Annotated in this window: 17 protein-coding genes and 1 tRNA gene; 11 read left to right on the forward strand and 7 right to left on the reverse strand. The window is 57.9% G+C overall.

Features of this window, described 5'->3' with window-relative positions; all coding sequences use genetic code 11:
- Positions 1 to 35: 35 nt before the first annotated feature.
- Both ACHEXK_RS11220 and pth read left to right on the forward strand, forming a co-directional pair.
- A complete protein-coding gene (locus ACHEXK_RS11220; RefSeq protein WP_416546191.1) occupies positions 36 to 662 on the forward strand; it encodes a 50S ribosomal protein L25/general stress protein Ctc in 627 nt (208 codons plus the stop codon).
- Between the two features lie 111 nt (positions 663 to 773).
- Positions 774 to 1415, forward strand: coding sequence for an aminoacyl-tRNA hydrolase (gene pth / locus ACHEXK_RS11225; RefSeq protein WP_416546193.1), 642 nt, complete (start codon positions 774 to 776; stop codon positions 1413 to 1415).
- A 15-nt stretch (positions 1416 to 1430) separates the two neighbouring features.
- Here pth and ACHEXK_RS11230 read toward each other — a convergent pair whose 3' ends face one another.
- Positions 1431 to 1679: a YfhL family 4Fe-4S dicluster ferredoxin gene (locus ACHEXK_RS11230; RefSeq protein ID WP_322993420.1), complete on the reverse strand. Its 249-nt coding sequence runs from the start codon at positions 1677 to 1679 to the stop codon at positions 1431 to 1433.
- Between the two features lie 159 nt (positions 1680 to 1838).
- On the opposite strand from ACHEXK_RS11230, the gene ACHEXK_RS11235 reads away from it, so the two are divergent.
- The 6 genes from ACHEXK_RS11235 (at position 1839) to ACHEXK_RS11260 (ending at position 6619) form a co-directional block, all read left to right on the forward strand.
- Positions 1839 to 2684, forward strand: coding sequence for a 3',5'-nucleoside bisphosphate phosphatase (locus tag ACHEXK_RS11235; protein WP_416546195.1), 846 nt, complete (start codon positions 1839 to 1841; stop codon positions 2682 to 2684).
- 33 nt (positions 2685 to 2717) lie between these two features.
- Positions 2718 to 3341 carry an L-threonylcarbamoyladenylate synthase gene (locus ACHEXK_RS11240; protein WP_416546197.1) on the forward strand — a complete coding sequence of 208 codons (624 nt, stop codon included), beginning with the start codon at positions 2718 to 2720 and terminating at the stop codon, positions 3339 to 3341.
- Positions 3342 to 3353: 12 nt separating this feature from the next.
- Complete coding sequence (locus tag ACHEXK_RS11245) at positions 3354 to 4016, forward strand: site-2 protease family protein (RefSeq protein WP_416546199.1); 663 nt, start codon at positions 3354 to 3356, stop codon at positions 4014 to 4016.
- Between the two features lie 27 nt (positions 4017 to 4043).
- On the forward strand, positions 4044 to 5360 hold the full coding sequence (locus tag ACHEXK_RS11250) for a tryptophan--tRNA ligase (protein WP_416546201.1): 1317 nt from the start codon (positions 4044 to 4046) through the stop codon (positions 5358 to 5360).
- Between the two features lie 86 nt (positions 5361 to 5446).
- Positions 5447 to 6049: a LuxR C-terminal-related transcriptional regulator gene (locus ACHEXK_RS11255; protein WP_416546203.1), complete on the forward strand. Its 603-nt coding sequence runs from the start codon at positions 5447 to 5449 to the stop codon at positions 6047 to 6049.
- 12 nt (positions 6050 to 6061) lie between these two features.
- Positions 6062 to 6619: a nuclear transport factor 2 family protein gene (locus tag ACHEXK_RS11260; protein ID WP_416546205.1), complete on the forward strand. Its 558-nt coding sequence runs from the start codon at positions 6062 to 6064 to the stop codon at positions 6617 to 6619.
- Positions 6620 to 6656: 37 nt separating this feature from the next.
- Here ACHEXK_RS11260 and ACHEXK_RS11265 read toward each other — a convergent pair whose 3' ends face one another.
- The 5 genes from ACHEXK_RS11265 to ACHEXK_RS11285 form a co-directional block, all read right to left on the reverse strand.
- Positions 6657 to 6824: a hypothetical protein gene (locus ACHEXK_RS11265; RefSeq protein ID WP_416546207.1), complete on the reverse strand. Its 168-nt coding sequence runs from the start codon at positions 6822 to 6824 to the stop codon at positions 6657 to 6659.
- A 96-nt stretch (positions 6825 to 6920) separates the two neighbouring features.
- Positions 6921 to 7010 (reverse strand) — tRNA-Ser (locus tag ACHEXK_RS11270).
- A 42-nt stretch (positions 7011 to 7052) separates the two neighbouring features.
- Positions 7053 to 8360, reverse strand: coding sequence for a serine--tRNA ligase (serS, locus tag ACHEXK_RS11275; protein WP_416546209.1), 1308 nt, complete (start codon positions 8358 to 8360; stop codon positions 7053 to 7055).
- Positions 8361 to 8414: 54 nt separating this feature from the next.
- Positions 8415 to 9392, reverse strand: a complete 978-nt coding sequence (ispH, locus tag ACHEXK_RS11280) for a 4-hydroxy-3-methylbut-2-enyl diphosphate reductase (RefSeq protein ID WP_416546211.1) — start codon at positions 9390 to 9392, stop codon at positions 8415 to 8417.
- 35 nt (positions 9393 to 9427) lie between these two features.
- The gene (locus ACHEXK_RS11285) at positions 9428 to 9874 is read right to left on the reverse strand and encodes an FKBP-type peptidyl-prolyl cis-trans isomerase (RefSeq protein WP_416546213.1); all 447 of its coding nucleotides are present in this window, start codon (positions 9872 to 9874) and stop codon (positions 9428 to 9430) included.
- A gap of 129 nt (positions 9875 to 10003) precedes the next feature.
- Here ACHEXK_RS11285 and radC point away from each other — a divergent pair, with 129 nt between their 5' ends.
- From radC to purT, 3 genes are read left to right on the forward strand one after another with little or no spacing between them, the layout of a single operon-like run.
- Complete coding sequence (gene radC, locus ACHEXK_RS11290; protein WP_416546215.1) at positions 10004 to 10675, forward strand: RadC family protein; 672 nt, start codon at positions 10004 to 10006, stop codon at positions 10673 to 10675.
- Between the two features lie 41 nt (positions 10676 to 10716).
- Positions 10717 to 11721 carry an adenosine kinase gene (locus tag ACHEXK_RS11295; RefSeq protein ID WP_416546217.1) on the forward strand — a complete coding sequence of 335 codons (1005 nt, stop codon included), beginning with the start codon at positions 10717 to 10719 and terminating at the stop codon, positions 11719 to 11721.
- Positions 11718 to 12863: a formate-dependent phosphoribosylglycinamide formyltransferase gene (gene purT, locus ACHEXK_RS11300; protein ID WP_416546219.1), complete on the forward strand. Its 1146-nt coding sequence runs from the start codon at positions 11718 to 11720 to the stop codon at positions 12861 to 12863. The genes ACHEXK_RS11295 and purT overlap by 4 nt, the downstream gene beginning before the upstream one ends.
- Positions 12864 to 12996: 133 nt before the next feature.
- Here purT and rfbC read toward each other — a convergent pair whose 3' ends face one another.
- A complete protein-coding gene (gene rfbC, locus ACHEXK_RS11305; protein ID WP_416546221.1) occupies positions 12997 to 13563 on the reverse strand; it encodes a dTDP-4-dehydrorhamnose 3,5-epimerase in 567 nt (188 codons plus the stop codon).
- Positions 13564 to 13584: the final 21 nt, after the last annotated feature.

The following is a 13584-nucleotide window of genomic DNA, read 5'->3' on the forward strand; positions in this document are numbered from 1 at the left end:
GCACTGGTCGCGGTGGACCCTAGAAGGAGAAATGTATGAAATTTGTCGCTTTTGAGCGCGCTAAGCAGGGCACGGGTGCGAGCCGCCGTCTCCGCAATTCCGGTCGCACACCGGGCATCGTTTACGGTTCCACATCGGCCCCCCAGTTGATCGAACTGGACCACAACGCTTTGTGGCACGCCCTGAAAAAGGAAGCTTTCCATGCTTCGATTCTGGACATGGAATTCAACGGTCAGTCCAGCAAAGTTTTGTTGCGCGACTACCAGATGCACCCTTACAAGCAATTGGTGCAGCACATCGATTTCCAGCGCGTTGACGCCAACACCACTTTGCACATGAAAGTGCCATTGCACTTCAGCGGCGAAGAAGAGTCCGAAGCCGTCAAGACCGACAAGTGCACAGTCACTCACGTCGTCACCGAACTCGAAGTGGCTTGCTTGCCTGCCAACCTGCCCGAGTTCATCGCGGTGGACTTGAAAGGTCTGACCATGGGCAAATCACTGCACCTGAACGACATCACCTTGCCTGTCGGCTGCAAAGCCATCACGCACGGTAAGAAAAACCCGGTCCTGGTGTCCGTGGTGGCTCCTGTCGAAGAAGTGGTCGTCGCACCCGTGGCCGCTGCGCCTGCAGACGCCAAAAAAGGAAAAGGCAAGAAGTAATCTTCTCGCTCGGGCCGAAAAGCCTGTCAATGAAAGGCCCGCCATGCGGGCCTTTTTCTTGGGCGCAAAGCATTTCGGCCCCTTCCATGAGCGCAAGGATAATCACACACCATGATCAAATTGCTTGTCGGCCTGGGCAACCCGGGCACCGAATACGAAGACACCCGCCACAACGCCGGATTTTGGTGGATCGATGCTGTTGCACGTGAACTCAAGGTCTCGCTGGTGCCCGAGCGCAGCTACCATGGCTTGATGGCGCGCACCACCGTGAATGGCCACACACTCTGGCTGCTCGAGCCCCAGACCTTCATGAACTTGTCAGGCAAGTCGGTCGGCGCCTTGGCTCGTTTTTTTAAAATTCAGCCCGAAGAAATCTTGGTCGCGCATGATGAACTCGACATCCTGCCCGGCGAAGCCAAACTCAAATTGGGCGGCAGCCACGCGGGACACAACGGCCTGCGCGACATCCATGCACAGCTGGGCACGGCCCATTATTGGCGGCTGCGCATTGGCGTAGGCCACCCAGGTGACAAAGCCGAGGTGGTCAGTTGGGTCTTGAAAAAACCGCTGCTGGAGCACCGCAAGGCGATCGACGACAGCATTGGCCGCTCGGTCACCGCATTGCCGCTGCTTTTGGCGGGTCAGATGGAAAAAGCCATGGCCCAAATCCACACCAGCAAGCCGCAGCGCCCCAAACCACCCCGACCTGCCAAAGCGCCAGTGCCAGACGCGCCCCCACCGACAGCGGAGTGATTCAGGCCCGCAGGCTCACTGACTTTGCAGCCTGCGGTATTTGGCCCAGAGTGTCTCTTGGCTCTCAACGTGCTGTGGGTGAATGGGAATGCACGCCACAGGACAGACTTGGACACACTGAGGCTCGTCAAAATGCCCGACACACTCGGTGCATTTGGAGGGGTCAATTTCGTAAATTTCCTCGCCCAGATAAATCGCTTGATTCGGGCACTCGGGTTCACACACATCGCAGTTGATGCATTCGTCGGTGATCATCAAGGCCATGGGGCGGGCTCCGAAAATTTCTGCAAGGTGAACATGCCCGAATTATCGACCACGGGCATCAGTCCGAACGACTGCAGGGCTGTTGTCTGCCCCAAGACATGGGCTAGACAAGCCCCCATCACCCGACACGGCCCAGCGGCATGCGCCTAAAATGTTGGCATGATCAACGCCGACCTGCACTGCCACTCCGTCATGTCTGACGGCACCCTCACCCCCGAAGCCTTGGCTGAACGCGCCAAAGCCAACGGTGTGGCGCTTTGGGCCTTGACCGACCACGACGAGGTGTCCGGTCTTGGTCGCGCCTTGGCAGCAGCCCAGGCTCAAGGCCTGCCCTTCCTGACGGGGACAGAAATTTCGGTCACCTTTGCCCACCAAACCGTGCACATCGTGGGCTTGGGCTTCGATGCAGACAACACCGCTTTGGTGGAGGGCTTGCGCCGCACCCGAGGCGGCCGCAGCGAACGCGCCCAAGAAATGTCGGATGGTTTGGCCAAGGTCGGCATCTTGAATGCCTTCGAGGGCGCTCTGCGTTATGTGGGCAACCCCGAATTGATTTCGCGCACCCACTTTGCGCGGCATCTGGTGGAATCCGGGATCTGCAGCGACACGTCTGAAGTGTTTCGGAAATACCTCACCGAAGGCAAACCCGGCTTCGTGCCTCACCGCTGGGCGCGCTTGCAAGACGCTGTGCAGTGGATCTCCGATGCAGGTGGCATCGCCGTGATTGCGCACCCAGCCCGCTACGGTTTCACGCCCAACGAAGAATACGCGCTGTTCAGCGAATTCAAGGCCCATGGCGGGCGCGGCGTTGAGGTCATCACGGGCAGTCACTCCTCACCCGAAGCCGTTCGCTATGCCGAAACTGCGTTGGAGTTCGATCTGGCCGCCTCGCGCGGCAGCGATTTCCACAGCCCCGAAGAAAGCCGCATCGACCTGGGCACCTTGCCTGACTTGCCGGGACACCTGACCCCTGTTTGGAGTCTTCTGACCGATCGCATTCAGTGAGTGGTCATTGAACACTGCCGAAGCTCACTGCATATGGCCCAATTTTTCAGCGTCCACCCTGACAACCCCCAAGCACGGTTGCTCAAGCAAGCGGTACAACTGCTTAAGCAAGGCAGTGTTTTGGCGGTTCCCACCGATTCCAGCTATGCCCTGGTTTGCCATCTGGACGATAAGAACGCCGTAGACCAGCTGCGGCGCATCCGAGGTGTGGACGAGAAACACCACCTCACCGTGTTGTGCCGTGATTTGAGTGAACTGGCCAATTACGCCAAAGTAGACAACCGCCAGTTTCGCGCGATCAAGCAAGCCACGCCAGGGGCCTTCACCTTTATTTTGGAGGCCACCAAGGCAATACCCCGCCGCGTCAGCCACCCCCAGCGCAAAACGATTGGTTTGCGTGTCCCCGATCACAAAGTTCTGCAAGAACTGCTCGCACTGCATGGCGCGCCGCTTCTGGCCGCCACCTTGATCTTGCCGGGCGCAACCCAGCCACTGAATGACCCCGAAGACATCAGGGCGCAGCTTGAACACCAAGTGGGTGCGGTGATTGATGCGGGTGCTTGCTCGCTCGAGCCAACCACGGTGGTGGACATGACTGGCGACATGCCCCTGGTGCTTCGGCATGGTCAAGGTGACCCAGCCCGGCTGGGGCTCTGAGACAATGGTGGCATGACCGACCTGATTCAAACCGTTCTGATTTATGCCCTGCCGGTGATTTTTGCCATCACTTTGCACGAGGCTGCACACGGTTACGCCGCCATGCGCTTGGGGGACAACACCGCCGCGCTCCTGGGCCGAGTCACTTTGAACCCCATGCCACACATCGACCTGCTGGGCACCATTTTGCTGCCCTTGCTGCTCTACTTCAGCACCAGCGGTGCATTTTTGTTCGGCTACGCCAAGCCAGTGCCCGTGCGTTTTGACCGACTCCGCCAACCCAAACGCGACATGATTTGGGTGGCGCTGGCAGGGCCAGGTTCAAATTTGGTGCAGGCCTTGCTGTGGGGCGTGATGTTTTACCTGCTCGCAGGCAGTGGGGTCACAGAGCGTTTTTTCATCGACATGTGCAAAGCAGGCATGCTGACCAATGTGGTCATGTTTGCCTTCAATCTGTTTCCTTTACCGCCCTTGGATGGCGGGCGTATTTTGGTGGGCATCTTGCCTTGGCGTCAGGCGGTGCTGTTCTCAAGGGTCGAGCCTTGGGGCTTTTTCATTGTGATGGCGCTGGTGCTCACGGGCGTCATCAGCACTTGGTGGATGCAGCCCCTGATGGGCCTGACTTTTGACCTTTTGAAATTCACCCTCAGCCCCTTGGCCGCTTTATTGCGCTGATTTTTACTTTCGCTCTTGGCTTTTCTCATGACCCCCCCAAACCGCACCCGCGTGCTCACCGGCATCACCACCACGGGCACTCCCCATCTGGGCAATTACGTGGGCGCTATTCGCCCCACCGTTCTGGCCAGTCGTGACACCAGCACAGATGGCTTCTACTTTTTGGCCGATTACCATGCGCTCATCAAATGCGACGAACCCGCTCGCATCCAACGTTCCACACTGGAGATCGCTGCCAGTTGGATCGCCGCGGGCCTGGATCCTGAAAAAGTCACCTTTTATCGCCAGTCGGACATTCCCGAAATCCCGGAGCTCACATGGTTCTTAACTTGCGTGACCGGCAAAGGGATGCTCAACCGCGCCCATGCTTACAAAGCCGCCGTCGATAAAAACAACCTGGCTGGCCACGACCCCGATAGCGATGTGACGGCGGGCCTCTTCATGTACCCCGTTCTCATGGGCGCTGACATTTTGATGTTCAAAGCGCACAAAGTGCCTGTGGGACGTGATCAGATCCAACACATTGAAATGGCGCGCGACATGGCGTCCAGCTTCAACCACCTGTATGGCGAGCACTTTGCATTGCCTGAAGCCGTGATCGAGGAGTCCGTGGCGCTGCTGCCAGGTCTTGACGGTCGCAAGATGAGCAAAAGCTACGACAACACCATCCCCTTGTTTGCACCCGCTGCGCAAATGCGAAAACAAATCGCGGGCATTGTGACCGACTCCAAAGCCCCAGGCGAGCCCAAAAGCACCGAAGGCTCTGCCCTCTTCCAGATTTACCAAGCTTTTGCCAGCGCACAGGAAACGGCTGCACTGGCCCAAGCCTATGCCGACGGCATCGGCTGGGGCGATGCCAAGCAAATGCTGTTTGAGCGCATTGACCGCGAAATCGCACCCATGCGTGAACACTACCAAGCATTGATCGACAACCCCGCGCAGATGGACCAAATTTTGCTGGCTGGTGCGGACAAAGCGCGTCAGCTGGCCACGCCCTTCATGCGTGAGGTGCGCCAAGCGGTGGGACTGCGTCCCTTGGCTGCCTCTGGCGCAAGAGCAGCCGCCAAAGAGAGCAAACAGCCTGTGGCCAGCTTCAAACAATACAGGGAAAAGGATGGCCAGTTTTACTTCAAACTGGTTGACGAACAAGGACTGGTTTTGCTGCAAAGCTTGGGATTTGCTTCGCCCAAAGACGCCGGTCAAACCATTGCTCAACTGCAAATCGGTGGCCTTCATGACCTCACGGCATGGGCAAATGTCTTGGAAATTCCCTCACCAGACCATCAAAAAATGGCCCTGGAAACACTTGAAAAAATGTTTAATTCGAAAAAAACAATAAAATAGCTTTTACAAATTTACCAATTATCATTGTAGAAACCAATAAATAAGTGTATCCTTAAACCTTCAATTTATTGCCGAGACTTGATAACATGACCGTCTACGTCATTGATGACCACCCTCTGATGCGTGATGCACTCACCATGCTTGTGCACCGCGTCAAGCCAGGTCTCAAAATCATTCCGATCCACAAATTGAACGTGGTCGAATCGACTGTGGAAAAAAATGGTCCTCCAGAGCTTTTCTGCCTCGATCTTCAATTGCCCGACACCTTGGGCATGTCGGGTGTTCAGGTTCTGAAAGCGAAATTTCCCAATGTGCCATTGGCTGTGGTCACCAGCGCCAGCGCCAGCGAGTACGAATCCCGTTGTCTCGAAGCCGGCGCCAATGCCTTCATTGAAAAATCCAACAACCCCACCCAGATCATTGCCGCTCTGCGCACTTTGCTGATCACGGAAGAAGAGGAAGCGCAGGAAGATGCCGCACCTGCTGGCCCGACCAAGCTGTCCAAGCGGCAAAAGCAACTGATCTTGATGCTGGATCAGGGTTTGTCCAACCGCGAAATCGCCGAAAAACTCGACATCAGCGAGCACACCGTGAAGGTGCACTTCTGGCGCCTTTTCCGACGTTTGGGCGTGAACAGCCGCACGCAAGCCTTGCACTTTGCGCGCACCAATGGTTGGTTAGGTATCTGAAGGCCCACCGCCATGCCGGTTGTATCCATCACGTTGTTGCCTGGATACGAGCTGACCACGCAACAACGCATGGTCAATTGCGTGGCCAATGCGGTTCGATCTGTCATCGCCACGCCTGAAGCAGGGACCACTGTCTTTGTCAACGAAGTCAGCACCTACCGGCGCGATGGCAAAATCTTCAGCGAAGGCCGAGCTGCCCACCCGGTGGCGACACAGGTGGTTCAATCCTTCTTACTGGCCATGCAAAACAGAGACCTCGAGACAGCCCAATCGTTTCTGCATTCCGAGTTTCGCATGTGCTTCCCCGGCGGTGTGGTGATGCACTCGCTGCAAGAAATGACGTCCTGGGCACAACAACGCTACGCCCACGTGGTCAAACATCACGATCTGTTTGAAGAAAGCTGGCAAGGTGACACCACCGTGGTGTTTTGTCATGGCACCCTGCAAGGCACCTGGCTGGATGGTCAAACCTTTGAAGGCATTCGTTTCATGGACCGCTTGGTCGTTCAAGATGGTTTGATCAAGCGACAAGACGTCTGGAACGACTTGGGCGAACACCGAAAGTCCTGATCAAGGGCTGCGGCCTCATTCGGCCCCCCCCCCCGCTTTATTTCTTTTTATTCACGATATCGGGTGTGACGGCATCGAGCACGTTCACCGTGGTCTTGACCCCATAAACCACTGCAGAACCAGCCGCATCCGCCACGGCCAAAACCATACAGCCCGACAGGAATGGGGTCAACACCAAGGTGGTCAACAAGACAAGCGTTTTCATAGCGTAAATTTCAGACAGGGGCATGGATCAATTGCGCGCCATCCGTGGCGCGCATAGAAAAGCCCCGCAATGGCAGACCATTGCGGGGCTTTGTACTGGCGGAGGAGGAGGGATTCGAACCCTCGGTAGTGTTGCCACTACGCCTGATTTCGAGTCAGGTACATTCGACCACTCTGCCACCCCTCCTGAGTATTCGTCGAAGCCAAGATTCTAGCAGAGTGAAGCAGCTCAAACGCTGAGCAATGCCAAACCACCCATGTAGGGCCGCAGCACGTCAGGGACGGTGACCGAACCATCGGCGTTCTGGTAATTTTCAAGCACCGCCACCAGCGCACGGCCCACGGCCAAGCCCGAGCCATTCAAGGTGTGCACCAACTCGTTCTTGCCTTGCGCATTCTTGAAACGCGCTTGCAAGCGCCTGGCTTGGAAAGCCTCGCAATTGGACACCGAGCTGATCTCACGGTAGGTGTTTTGAGCAGGCACCCAGACTTCCAAGTCATAGGTCTTGCTGGCGCCAAAACCCATGTCGCCAGTACACAGGCTCATCACACGGTAGGGCAAGCCCAACTTCTGCAAAATGGCTTCGGCGTGGCCCGTCATGGCTTCCAGCGCTTCATAACTTTGATCAGGGTGCACGATCTGCACCATCTCGACTTTGTCAAATTGGTGCTGTCGAATCAGGCCCCGCACATCCCGACCACCACTGCCTGCCTCCGAGCGGAAACAAGGGGTATGTGCTGTCAGTTTGATGGGCAATTCGGCCTCGGCCAACACCGCGTCGCGCACCACGTTGGTCAGCGTCACCTCTGAGGTCGGAATCAGGTACAGCGCTTGGCTCTCTTCGCCTTCTTGACCGCCCTTGTTGGCCGCAAACAAATCGGCCTCGAACTTGGGCAGCTGGCCTGTGCCGCGCAGCGTGTCGGCGTTGACGATGTAGGGTGTGTAGCACTCGGTGTAACCGTGCTCCTGGGTTTGCACATCCAGCATGAACTGCGCCAACGCCCGGTGCAAACGGGCCACCGGACCGCGCATGAAGGTGAAGCGAGAGCCGGTCAACTTGGTGCCGGTCTCAAAGTCCAAACCCAGCTTTTCACCGATGTCCACATGGTCCTTGAGCTCAAAGTCGAAACTGCGCACCGTGCCCCAGCGACGCACCTCCAAATTACCTTCTTCGCCTTCGCCCAGCGGGACCGACTCGTGCGGTAAATTGGGCACGGCCAACAACAACATCTGCAACTCCGCTTGGAGCACTTCAAGACGCTGAGCTGAGACCTCCAATTCGTCTTTGATGGCGCCCACCTGGGCCATGACCGCATCGGCTTCGACATGTTGGCCTTTGCCCTTGAGCAGGCCAATTTGCTTAGACAGGCTGTTGCGTTGACTTTGCAGCTCTTCCGTGCGTGTCTGCAGGGTTTTGCGTTCACCCTCCAAAGCACGAAACGCCTCAACGTTCAAAAAGGATTGGGGGGTTTTACGGGTCTGTAAACGCGCGACAGCAGCGTCCAGATCTTTGCGGAGTAGAACAATATCAAGCATGGCGTGATTGTAGTGACGTCCACTGGACGCCAACGGGCATTCGCCCCCGTCCTATCAGTACTTGAGGCCTTTGGGCAAGGGGAACTTGATGGTTTCCTGGATCCCGTCCAACGTGCGTACAGACAGTGCGCCCAATGCTCGAAGGCGGGCAATCACCTCTTGCACCAACACATCCGGGGCCGATGCCCCCGCCGTCAAACCCACCTTGTTCACCCCATCAAACCACGACTCTTGCAAATCGGCCGCACTGTCGACCATGTAGGCTGGCGTGCCCAAGCGGTCGGCCAACTCGCGCAGGCGGTTGCTGTTGGAGCTGGAGGGGCTGCCCACCACGATCACCACATCCACCAGAGGACTCATCAGCTTCACGGCATCTTGGCGGTTTTGGGTGGCGTAGCAAATGTCCTGTTGCTTGGGCTCGCGAACTTGGGGGAAACGGGCTTTGACCGCCGCCACAATTTCTGCAGCATCGTCCACACTCAGGGTGGTCTGCGTGACCACGGCCAACAACTCGGTCTGGCTGGGCTGCACCTTGGCCACGTCTTCAACGTCTTCGACCAAGTGAATACCGCTGTCGAGTTGGCCCATGGTGCCTTCGACCTCAGGGTGGCCTTTGTGACCGATCATGATGAATTCGTAGCCCTCTTTGTGCAGCTTGGCCAGCTCCACATGCACCTTGCTCACCAACGGACACGTGGCATCAAAGATCTTGAATCCGCGTTGCTCGGCCTCCTCCTGAATCGCACGGCTCACCCCATGGGCGCTGAAAATCAAGGTGGCTCCGGGTGGCACATCGGCCAACTCTTCAATGAAAATCGCCCCTTTTTCTTTCAAGTCATTCACAACATAAGTGTTGTGAACGATCTCGTGCCGCACATAAATAGGGCGGCCAAACTTGGTCAGGGCGTGCTCCACGATGTCGATCGCGCGGTCCACCCCGGCACAAAATCCTCGCGGTTCTGCCAAAAAAATGTCGGCCCCACCGCTCGTCTCTGCGAGTACTTTGCGGCCCATCGAGTCGACCTTGGACATTGTCGACGGTCCCTTGTGGCTCATTTCAGACGACATCACAGTATCCCTATCAGTTCGACTTCAAAGGTCACAGGCTGACCGGCCAGCGGGTGGTTGAAGTCAAACAACACCGCGCCCTCCTCGTTCACTTGCAGCACCGTGCCAGCATAAGCGCCCAAGCCGTCGGGCGTTGGGAACTGAACCACATCACCCGCCGCGTATTTTTCCGTAGGATCACCCAGCTCATTGAGCAACTTGCGCGCCACCCATTGCTGCATCTCGGCGATGTGATCGCCAAAAGCCTCACCCGCCGGAATTTCCATCACCACCCGAGTGCCCTCCGCCAAGCCGAGCAAACGCTGTTCGACGGCGGGTGACAAGGTGCCCGAGCCCAGGGACAAAGTGGCGGGCTTTTCATGGAAAGTGTTGATGATGTCTCCCTGCGGCCCAGCCAGGCGGTAGTGCAGCGTCAAGAAAGAACCTGGTTCGACAATGGTGGACATAAGGGTTTTCTGGAATGCCGCCGAAGCGGACAAACGGGCATAAAGATGCCACTATTGTAAAAAGCCCAGCCCAACTGTCCCGAGAGAAGGGATAAACAGGACCAGGGCCGCTCCAGGGAGGGGCAACGCATGAGCGTCAAAGACTTGCCGGTCGACGCGCGTCCGCGCGAAAAATTACTGGCCCGTGGCCCACAGGCCCTGAGCGATGTGGAACTGCTGGCCATCTTGCTGCGCACCGGCATGGCCGGAAAAAATGTATTCCAGCTCTCCCAAGAGCTGCTTGAGCCTGACGGCATCGCGGGCCTGCTCAGTGCCGATGTGCAGTCGCTCAAAGGGGTCAAAGGTCTCGGCCCCGCCAAACAAGCCGAGTTGCTGGCTGTTTTTGAGATGCTCCGCCGCGCACTGAGCCAGCGCCTGAAGGAGCGCCAAGCGTTCCACACACCCCATGGTGTCAAGCAGTATTTGCAATTGCAACTGGCCCACAAAAACCACGAGGTCTTTGCGGTGCTGTTTCTGGACAACCAAAATCGGATGCTGGCGATGGAAGAACTTTTCAGGGGCACGCTCAGCCAAACTTCAGTTTACCCAAGAGAGGTGGTCATGCGCGCGCTGCACCACCAAGCGGCAGCCGTGGTGCTCAGCCACAACCACCCCAGTGGCTCGGTACAGCCGAGCCGCGCCGATGAGCACCTGACCCAAACCCTCAAAGCCAGTTTGGCTTTGGTGGATGTGCGTGTGCTCGATCACATCATCGTCGCGCAAGGCCAAACCTTGTCCATGGCAGAACAGGGTTTGATGTGAGCCCCCGCTAAACTCGGGGTTTTCAATTCCCCAGCCCGGCCATGTCCCACTACCACCTCTATGCCATCGGCAACGCCTTGGTCGATACCGAATACGAAGTTTCTGATCATCTGCTCAGCGCCATGGGCGTGAGCAAGGGCCACATGACCCTGATCGACACAACGCAACGTGCCGAACTGCTCACCCACGTGCAAGGCTTGCACGCCCGTCGCACAGGTGGTGGATCGGCAGGCAACACAGTGGTGGCCTTGGCCCAATTGGGCGGCAAAGCGTTTTATTCGTGCCGCGTGGCGGACGACGAACTGGGGGCCTATTACAGCCAAGACCTGCAAGCTAATGGCGTGGCCACCAACTTGACGCACACCCAAGCCCGCGCAGGGCAAACTGGCAGCTGCATGGTGCTCGTGACCCCTGATGCGGAGCGCAGCATGTGCACATTTTTAGGTGCCACCTCGGAACTCGACGACAGCGCCCTGCACCCGCAAGACATCGCCAAGTCACAAATTTATTACATGGAAGGCTACCTGGCCGCCTCGCCCACAGGTCTCCAAGCCGCTGTCCAAGGCCGCCAGATCGCCATCGCCCACCAAGTGCAAACTGCACTGACGCTCAGCGACGTGAGCATGATCAACTTCTGCCGCCCAGGCCTGGAGGCGATGATCGGCGATGGCCTCGACTATTTGTTTGCCAACGAAGAAGAAGCACAAACCTGGTGCGGTACCTCCGATCTGGACGCCATCATCGGCCAGTTGTCATCTCTGGCCAAAACCGTCTGCCTGACGCGGGGCCCCCAAGGCTGCATCGTGGTCCAAGGCGGCCAGCGCACCGACGTGCCCGCCGTGCCCACCCAGGCACTCGATACCAACGGCGCAGGTGACATGTTTGCAGGCACTTTTTTGTACGGCATCGCCCATGGCCAATCGGCCGATCATGCGGCAGCACTGGCCAACTGCACGGCTGCGGCTGTTGTCAGCCAGCATGGCAACCGGTTGACGGTGGCGCAAATGAAACGCATCGCTGCGGACTTTGAAAAGGTGGGACGATGAAAAAAATCCTGCTCCTCGGCTCAGGTGAACTGGGCAAAGAATTCGTCATCAGCGCCAAGCGCTTGGGCTGCCACGTCATTGCCTGCGACAGCTATGCCGGGGCGCCCGCCATGCAAGTGGCCGATGAGTCTGAAGTGTTCAGCATGCTCGACGAAGTGGCACTGCGTGCCGCCATTGCAAAACACCAGCCCGACCTGATCGTGCCCGAGATCGAAGCCATCCGCACCGAAGTGCTGCTGGACGTCGAAAAGCAAGGCTTTGAGGTGATCCCCAGCGCACGCGCCGCCAACCTGACCATGAACCGCGACCGCATCCGCGACGTGGCCGTGGGCCTGGGTGTGCGCACAGCGAAGTTCAGCTACGCCGACTCGGCCACCGAGTTGTTGGCCCGTGCCACCGACATCGGTTTTCCGGTCGTCATCAAACCGGTCATGAGCTCATCGGGCAAGGGTCAAAGTGTGGCCAAGACGGCCGCCGACGTGCAAGCCAGCTGGGACTACGCCTGCACAGGCATGCGTGGCGACCGCCAAAAAGTCATCGTCGAAGAATTCATCCACTTTGATTTTGAAATCACCTTGCTGACCGTGCGCCAGCGCCACGGCCCCACCTTGTTCTGCCCGCCCATTGGTCACGTGCAAGAGCGCGGCGACTACCAATACAGCTGGCAACCCCAAGACATGACGCCCGCGCAAATCCAAGCCGCGCAGGACATGGCCAACAAAGTCACCACCGACTTGGGCGGTGCAGGTCTGTTTGGCGTGGAGTTTTTCGTGACCCAAGACGAAGTCATCTTCAGCGAGCTGAGCCCCCGCCCCCACGACACCGGCATGGTCACCCTGACCAGTCAGAACCTGAGCGAATTTGACCTGCACGCCCGCGCCATTTTGGGCCTCCCGATTCCCCGCATCGACTGCGTGGAAGGCGCCAGCGCCGTGGTGCTGGCCGACAAAGACGGACAAAACCCGACCTTCACGGGCGTGGAAGCGGCGCTGAGCGAGTCTGGCGTGGACGTGCGCATTTTTGGCAAACCCACCACCCGCCCTTACCGCCGCATGGCTGTGGCGCTGGCCCAGGGCCCCGACGCCTTGCAGCGTGCGCGCGCTGCTGCGGGCAAGATCAAGGTGATCCCTCAATCGGCTTGACGACGCCTGGCCGCCAGGGCCATTTTTTTGTGGAAGGTGTTGCTTTGGCGCTTGAATGCCCAGTCGGCCAAGGCCCGAAAAAATGGCGGTCAGGAATGAGGATCCGCCCCTAAGAAAGAACCCCGATGAACCTTCATGCGGGGTGCTCGCCTTCAAACCAATCGGCATCGCGCAGCAACTTGCCCGCCTGGTCTTTGGCCGCCAACAGCGGCGCAAAGTCAATCGGCCAATCAATGCCCACCGCCGGGTCGTTCCAAAGCAAACTGCGCTCGTGCTCCGGGTACCAATAATCGGTCGTCTTGTACAAAAACTCTGCACACTCGCTCAGCACCACAAAGCCATGCGCCAAACCCGGGGGTACCCACAACTGGCGGTGGTTTTCAGCGCTCAGATGAACGCCGACCCATTGGCCAAACGTGCCTGAGCCTCGGCGCAAATCCACCACCACATCAAAGACCTCGCCCTGCACCACCCGCACCAGTTTGCCCTGCGGGTGCTGAATTTGGTAATGCAAGCCCCGCAACACACCTCGGGACGACTTGCTGTGGTTGTCCTGGACAAAGCTCACCGCCAAACCCGTGGCTTGCGCAAAATCGCGGGCATTGAAGCTCTCATAAAAAAAGCCCCGTGCATCCCCAAAAACTCGGGGCTCCAGAATCAGTACATCGGCGATGGCGGTAGGGGTGGTGGTGAAAGGCATGTGGAGTGGGGATCTGGCCCC

It is taken from the genome of Limnohabitans sp. DCL3, assembly GCF_048019295.1.
Classification (GTDB): Bacteria; Pseudomonadota; Gammaproteobacteria; order Burkholderiales; family Burkholderiaceae_C; genus Limnohabitans_A.

Excerpts from the sequence above, each read along its gene's own strand:
- ACHEXK_RS11255 (WP_416546203.1), top strand. The coding sequence starts at position 5,447 with ATGACCGTCTACGTCATTGATGACCACCCTCTGATGCGTGATGCACTC.
- ACHEXK_RS11265 (WP_416546207.1), bottom strand. The coding sequence starts at position 6,824 with ATGAAAACGCTTGTCTTGTTGACCACCTTGGTGTTGACCCCATTCCTG.
- ACHEXK_RS11235 (WP_416546195.1), top strand. The coding sequence starts at position 1,839 with ATGATCAACGCCGACCTGCACTGCCACTCCGTCATGTCTGACGGCACC.
- ACHEXK_RS11230 (WP_322993420.1), bottom strand. The coding sequence starts at position 1,679 with ATGGCCTTGATGATCACCGACGAATGCATCAACTGCGATGTGTGTGAA.
- ACHEXK_RS11240 (WP_416546197.1), top strand. The coding sequence starts at position 2,718 with ATGGCCCAATTTTTCAGCGTCCACCCTGACAACCCCCAAGCACGGTTG.
- serS (WP_416546209.1), bottom strand. The coding sequence starts at position 8,360 with ATGCTTGATATTGTTCTACTCCGCAAAGATCTGGACGCTGCTGTCGCG.
- radC (WP_416546215.1), top strand. The coding sequence starts at position 10,004 with ATGAGCGTCAAAGACTTGCCGGTCGACGCGCGTCCGCGCGAAAAATTA.
- ACHEXK_RS11260 (WP_416546205.1), top strand. The coding sequence starts at position 6,062 with ATGCCGGTTGTATCCATCACGTTGTTGCCTGGATACGAGCTGACCACG.
- ispH (WP_416546211.1), bottom strand. The coding sequence starts at position 9,392 with ATGTCCAAGGTCGACTCGATGGGCCGCAAAGTACTCGCAGAGACGAGC.
- ACHEXK_RS11295 (WP_416546217.1), top strand. The coding sequence starts at position 10,717 with ATGTCCCACTACCACCTCTATGCCATCGGCAACGCCTTGGTCGATACC.
- pth (WP_416546193.1), top strand. The coding sequence starts at position 774 with ATGATCAAATTGCTTGTCGGCCTGGGCAACCCGGGCACCGAATACGAA.
- ACHEXK_RS11285 (WP_416546213.1), bottom strand. The coding sequence starts at position 9,874 with ATGTCCACCATTGTCGAACCAGGTTCTTTCTTGACGCTGCACTACCGC.
- purT (WP_416546219.1), top strand. The coding sequence starts at position 11,718 with ATGAAAAAAATCCTGCTCCTCGGCTCAGGTGAACTGGGCAAAGAATTC.
- ACHEXK_RS11245 (WP_416546199.1), top strand. The coding sequence starts at position 3,354 with ATGACCGACCTGATTCAAACCGTTCTGATTTATGCCCTGCCGGTGATT.
- ACHEXK_RS11220 (WP_416546191.1), top strand. The coding sequence starts at position 36 with ATGAAATTTGTCGCTTTTGAGCGCGCTAAGCAGGGCACGGGTGCGAGC.
- rfbC (WP_416546221.1), bottom strand. The coding sequence starts at position 13,563 with ATGCCTTTCACCACCACCCCTACCGCCATCGCCGATGTACTGATTCTG.
- ACHEXK_RS11250 (WP_416546201.1), top strand. The coding sequence starts at position 4,044 with ATGACCCCCCCAAACCGCACCCGCGTGCTCACCGGCATCACCACCACG.